Below are 1,252 nucleotides of genomic sequence, written 5' to 3' on the forward strand. Positions count from 1 at the left end.
ATCACCGCGATCCAGCAGGCGACCCGGCAGACGGTGGATGCCAACAGCTCGATCCGCCATACGGTGGAGGAGGTGCAAACCTCGGCCGACCGGATCCGTCAGGCGATGGAGGTGCAGGCGCGGACGGTGACGATGATCACCGCCGCGGTGGACGAAACAGCGCTTGCTGCCGATTCCATGTCGTCCACCATCGCCGCGATCCGCTCGGACACCGAGCAAGTAGTCAACCAGATCGACGCGGTCGAGCATGATTTCGGCCATGTCGACCAACAGATGGACAGGTTCAAGGCGGCGACCAACCAGTTCGTCAAGAATTTCGCGGTGTGAACGACAGCGGCGGCGGCATCGGTCCGCTGCCCTCCGATTTTCGAGGATTGGGACTTCAGGACATGTCAGGCTTTCAGCTTCCCGCGAATGGATCCACGGCGCAAGGGCTCACCGACGCACAGGTGGAAAGCCGGCTGGCCATCTACAATCCCGACGGACGTTTCGGCAAAGAGCTGAAGATACTCTGGGACCGTGCGGGACCTTCCCTGGAGGAGGCAGCCCGCGCCTATGGCGGCGACGAAGCGGCCGCGCGGCTGCGCGACCATTTCATACGCTCCGTCAACGCGGAATGGATTCATGCCGGCGCAGCCTATGGCATGGACATCTACAATCGGGATCTGTCCGTGCCGACGGTGATCCACGAGGGCGCCCGATATACCGCGATCCTTGCCGGCGCCCTGCACGAGCATTTCGCCGACGACAATCAAGGCTTCATCGCGGCGATGGAGACGCTCCAGCGTCTGCGAGATTATGGTACCGAGGTCGTGCTGGCTCAGATCGGCATTCTCGACGCCCATGACGCCGCAGAGAAACGCGGTCGGCAAAGCGAACATTTCGAACAGAAGGTCGCCAGCCTGGTGGCAGCCACCACCGAGGAATCGGTATCCTTGCGCGACAAGACCGGATCCACGGCCGCCGCCGCCCGCGGCATGCTGGGCAAGAGTTCGGAGGTCGCTTCGGCTGCCGAGCAATCGGCACTGGCGATGCGCGAAGCAGCGCATACCGCAGCCGGTCTGATCCTTGCGATCGAGGAAGCGAGGGAACAGGTCGAGGTCGCGGCAGGGGTCGCGGCCCGGGCCGGCGAACAGGCCGCCCAGGCGGTCGAGATCAGCGGCGCCCTGTCCAGCCACGTCGAGACGATCGAGTCGATCCTGAGCCTGATTCGGGACATTGCCGGCCAGACCAATTTGCTGGCGCTCAACGC

At 63.9% G+C, this 1,252-nt stretch carries 2 pseudogenes; both read left to right on the top strand.

Going from position 1 to position 1,252, the window contains the following annotated elements:
• Positions 1 to 327, top strand: a pseudogene (locus tag RQX22_RS19200) (methyl-accepting chemotaxis protein); the annotation flags it as partial.
• 62 nt (positions 328 to 389) lie between these two features.
• A pseudogene (locus tag RQX22_RS19205) lies at positions 390 to 1,252 on the top strand (methyl-accepting chemotaxis protein); the annotation flags it as partial.

Source organism: Sphingosinicella rhizophila, assembly GCF_032378825.1.
Classification (GTDB): Bacteria; Pseudomonadota; Alphaproteobacteria; order Sphingomonadales; family Sphingomonadaceae; genus Allosphingosinicella; species Allosphingosinicella rhizophila.